Below are 4,142 nucleotides of genomic sequence, written 5' to 3' on the forward strand. Positions count from 1 at the left end.
CCCCCCCCCCCCCCCCCCCCCCCCCCCCCCCCCCCCCCCCCCCCCCCCCCCCCCCCCCCCCCCCCCCCCCCCCCCCCCCCCCCCCCCCCCCCCCCCCCCCCCCCCCACCCCCCCCCCCCCCCCCCACCCCCCCACATCTTACTGTTCGTCGGCAGCGTCAGATGTGTATAAGAGACAGAAAGAAATATGGCATCCAAGACAAAGTAATTCATATTTCAGGTAATGACAATCTTCTACAAAGTCTATATCAGTCAGCACATGCATTTATTTATCCATCACTATATGAAGGATTTGGACTTCCCCCTCTGGAAGCAATGGCAAATAACTGCCCAGTAATATCTAGCAATACAAGCTCAATGCCGGAAGTTATTGGAAATGCTGGATACTATTTTAATCCATCTGATATTAACTCGATCGACATGGCAATAAATGAAGTCGTATACAATAGTGAGTTGAGAGATAAACTAATAGCAAATGGAATGATAAGACTCAAAGAATTCACATGGGAAAAATGTGCCCAAAAAACCCTACAGGTATACAAGCATGTCCTCAATGAATGAATCTAAAACAGCATTAATATGCGGTATTAATGGTCAGGATGGTAGCCTGTTAGCACAATTGCTGATAAGAAAAGGGTATCACGTTTATGGAACATCACGAGATGTTCAAGGCTCTCGCCTAGAAAACCTACACCGCCTAGGAATACAGTCACAGTGTAAATTGCTGTCTATGCAGCCTGAAGATTTCAGAAGTGTGTATATGGCAATTAAGAACAGCCAGCCTGATGAAATTTACTACTTGTCCGGTCAGTCATCAGTTGGGTTGTCATTTGAACAGCCTGCAGAGACCATCCAGAGTATTGCCATTGGAACATTGAACATGCTAGAGGCATGTCGGATGTCTGACAAGAAAATAAAACTCTACAATGCTGGTTCAAGCGAATGCTTTGGCGATACAGACGGAAAAGCTGCAAATGAAAGTACACCTTTCCACCCACGCAGCCCATATGCTGTCGCAAAGGTATCCGCATATTGGTTAGTCAACAACTATCGGGAAGCATACAATATGTATGCTTGTACAGGTATACTCTTCAATCATGAGTCGGCTTTACGGCCATCTCGATTTGTTACACAAAAAATTATCCATGCTGCTAAAAGCATTGCAAATGGTTCGAGCCAGAAGCTTAGCTTGGGTAACATGGACATTCAGCGTGACTGGGGTTGGGCTACTGAATATGTAGATGCAATGTGGCGAATGTTGCAACAAGAAAATCCAAAGGATCTCGTTATTGCTACGGGGAAAACCTATGCGCTGAAGGATTTTGTATCTGCTGCCTTCGAATATTACAATTTGGATTGGAAAAACTACGTTACCCAATCTACTGAATTTTATCGACCAACCGATATTTTGATCAGTGCCTCAGATCCAAGTAACGCTGAAAAGTATCTTGGCTGGAAAGCTAAATTTGACATGTTCGATGTTGTCAAAAAAATGATCAATGAAGAATTGAATTGAAAGGCAAAATCATGAAAAAAGCACTGATTACTGGCATTACTGGCCAAGACGGATCTTATTTAGCTGAATTTTTGTTAGAAAAAGGATACGAAGTGCATGGCATAAAACGCCGTGCATCATCCTTCAATACTCAACGTGTTGATCATATTTATGAAGATCCGCACATCGAGAACGCACGCTTTAAACTACACTATGGTGATTTGACAGACTCCTCTAATCTGACACGGATTCTTTCTGAAATACAGCCTGATGAAGTTTATAATCTCGGCGCACAAAGCCACGTTGCTGTCAGTTTCGAGGCACCTGAATACACAGCGGATGTTGATGCCATGGGAACACTTCGCTTGTTGGAAGCAATACGTTTCCTAGGCTTGGAGAAAAAGACCAAATTTTATCAAGCTTCTACTTCAGAATTATATGGTTTGGTACAAGAGATTCCACAAAAAGAAACAACACCATTTTATCCTCGTAGTCCATATGCAGTCGCCAAACTATATGCATACTGGATAACCGTAAACTATCGCGAAGCTTACGGAATGTATGCGTGCAATGGAATCTTGTTTAACCATGAAAGTCCTCGCCGAGGGGAAACATTTGTCACGCGCAAAATAACGCGAGGACTTGCCAACATCGCACAGGGCCTGGAAAGTTGTTTATACATGGGCAACATGGATGCACTCCGGGACTGGGGGCATGCAAAGGACTATGTACGCATGCAATGGATGATGTTACAGCAGAATCAGCCGGAAGATTTTGTAATTGCTACTGGGGTTCAGTACAGCGTACGTCAATTCATTCAATGGAGTGCTGAGAATCTTGGGATTACTCTACACTTTGAAGGGCAAGGTATTGATGAAGTTGGTATAGTTGATAAAATCACTGGTAACAATGCTCCTGCATTGAAAGCAGGTGACATTGTCGTTCGTGTTGATCCCCGCTATTTCCGTCCCTCAGAAGTTGAAACACTGCTGGGAGATCCCACGAAAGCTAAACAGGTTCTAGGCTGGGTACCTGAAATTTCAGTCCAAGATATGTGTGCTGAAATGGTTGAAGCCGATCTAAAAGAGGCAAAGCGCTTGTCGCTGCTTAAACAGCATGGTTACCAGATTGCTGTTAGTACTGAAAATTAAACACTGATGATGATATTTTTCAGCGCTCATGAAAATGAGCGCTGAAATTAGCGTATATGGCAAAAAAATGTCACAAAATTTTGAAGAAAATGTCTTTGTAGCAGGTCATCGCGGGATGGTAGGAAGCGCAATCTGCCGCCAACTATCGGATGCGGGATACCACAATATAATAACACGCACACATGCAGAGCTAGATCTTACCAATCAGGCTGCCGTAGATAATTTTTTTGCTCAAACGAAAATAGATAGGGTTTACCTTGCTGCAGCGAAGGTAGGTGGCATTCATGCAAACAACACATATCCAGCTGATTTTATCTATCAAAACCTTATGATAGAAGCGAACATTATACATGCCGCGCACATGAGTAATGTTCAGCATTTGCTGTTTCTGGGATCCAGCTGTATCTACCCAAAATTAGCAATACAGCCCATGCATGAGACTGCATTATTAACGGGTGAGCTTGAGCCAACAAATGAACCCTATGCCATAGCAAAAATAACTGGCATCAAACTATGTGAAAGTTATAACAGACAATTTGGTAGAAATTATCGAAGCGTTATGCCAACAAATTTATATGGCCCAGGTGATAATTATCATCCTGAAAATAGCCATGTCATTCCTGCACTTATTCGACGTTTTCACGAAGCCAAATCCAATAATTCAACAGAAGTTATCGTATGGGGCAGCGGTACGCCAAGAAGAGAATTCTTACATGTCGATGATATGGCAGCCGCATCTATTCATGTAATGAATCTTCCAGAAAATATTTGGAACGACAATGTTAGTCCCATGTGTTCTCATATCAATGTCGGTTGCGGTGTAGATTACTCTATACGAGAACTTGCCGAAATGATTGCAAATACTGTGCAGTATAAGGGAAGTATTACATTTGATACGAGCAAACCAGATGGTACTCCACGCAAGTTAATGAATAGTCAAACATTAAAGCAGCTAGGCTGGGAGCCCAAAATTGATATAAAAGAAGGACTTACTGACGCATATAAATGGTATATTACACACATGGACGCCCATTAAATAAAATGCCAAATTGTAATGTACGTATTACTGTCATAACATCTACATACAACTGTGCTGAAGCATTGACCAAAACTGCGGAGTCAATCAGATGCCAGTCTTACAAAAATATACAATGGATTATTGCAGATGGAGCATCAACAGATGCTACTTTATCTGTTATAAAGCAGAACTCCGATATTGTATCTCACTGGGAGAGTGAACCCGACAATGGCATATATGACGCATGGAACAAAGCATGCCGCCATATAAATGGTGATTGGGTAATTTTTATTGGTGCAGGTGATTTATTTATTGACAAAGATACGGTAAAAAGAGTTGCACAAACATTAGTGCAACTGCGTAACCAATATAAAAAGGCGGCACTTTCACGGTATGTAAAATTAGAAATTTACTATCAGCAGCAATTTTGTATGATCCTGTCTCTTATACACATCTCCGAGCCCACGAGACGAACGCAA

At 42.5% G+C, this 4,142-nt stretch carries 5 protein-coding genes; all 5 read left to right on the forward strand.

Going from position 1 to position 4,142, the window contains the following annotated elements; translation table 11 throughout:
• Positions 1 to 161 precede the first annotated feature (161 nt).
• Entirely contained in the window at positions 162 to 560 is a 399-nt protein-coding gene (locus JHD62_RS21130; RefSeq protein WP_199104535.1) for a glycosyltransferase family 1 protein, read from the forward strand.
• The gene (locus JHD62_RS21135; protein WP_199104536.1) at positions 553 to 1,515 is read left to right on the forward strand and encodes a GDP-mannose 4,6-dehydratase; all 963 of its coding nucleotides are present in this window, start codon (positions 553 to 555) and stop codon (positions 1,513 to 1,515) included. Before JHD62_RS21130 ends, JHD62_RS21135 begins: the two co-directional genes overlap by 8 nt.
• Positions 1,516 to 1,526: 11 nt before the next feature.
• Positions 1,527 to 2,645 carry a GDP-mannose 4,6-dehydratase gene (gene gmd / locus JHD62_RS21140; RefSeq protein WP_199104537.1) on the forward strand — a complete coding sequence of 373 codons (1,119 nt, stop codon included), beginning with the start codon at positions 1,527 to 1,529 and terminating at the stop codon, positions 2,643 to 2,645.
• Positions 2,646 to 2,673: 28 nt separating this feature from the next.
• Positions 2,674 to 3,681: a GDP-L-fucose synthase gene (locus JHD62_RS21145; protein ID WP_304506266.1), complete on the forward strand. Its 1,008-nt coding sequence runs from the start codon at positions 2,674 to 2,676 to the stop codon at positions 3,679 to 3,681.
• A partial coding sequence (locus JHD62_RS21150) for a glycosyltransferase (protein ID WP_199104538.1) occupies positions 3,651 to 4,142 on the forward strand: 492 nt, incomplete at its 3' end. The genes JHD62_RS21145 and JHD62_RS21150, both read left to right, overlap by 31 nt.

The organism is Aquitalea sp. ASV11 (assembly GCF_016429185.1).
Classification (GTDB): Bacteria; Pseudomonadota; Gammaproteobacteria; order Burkholderiales; family Chromobacteriaceae; genus Aquitalea; species Aquitalea pelogenes.